Annotated in this window: 1 pseudogene; it reads left to right on the plus strand. The window is 28.0% G+C overall.

Going from position 1 to position 353, the window contains the following annotated elements:
* Positions 1-353 (plus strand): annotated as a pseudogene (locus tag CAMP5121_RS08060) (hypothetical protein); the annotation flags it as partial.

Genomic DNA, 353 nt, shown 5'->3' on the forward strand with positions numbered 1-353 from the left:
AGCTATATACCTTTTTTAGTTTCTGCTTACACCTTTAATGCAAAAGCTAATAATAATACCTTAGTATTAAAAGCAGGAGAATTATCTTCAGTATATTATTTAAAACCTACTGATAAAGAAGTAATTAATCCTAAAGCTACGGGTTTAGATAATAAATATAATTTTTTAATCACTCCAGCCATAGCTAGAAAAGGTGAAGTAAGTAATAATACTTTAAATTTCTTAAAAGATGCCTATGTGAATATGGGTGTTGAAAACACCTATACCTTACCTTTAAATGGTGCTCCTTATATCTTAGGTGCTTTTGGTGTAGATGCTAATGCTAATAATAATACAGTTATATTAAATAAAGG

Source organism: Campylobacter sp. 2352 PW, assembly GCF_024723575.1.
GTDB lineage: Bacteria > Campylobacterota > Campylobacteria > Campylobacterales > Campylobacteraceae > Campylobacter_D.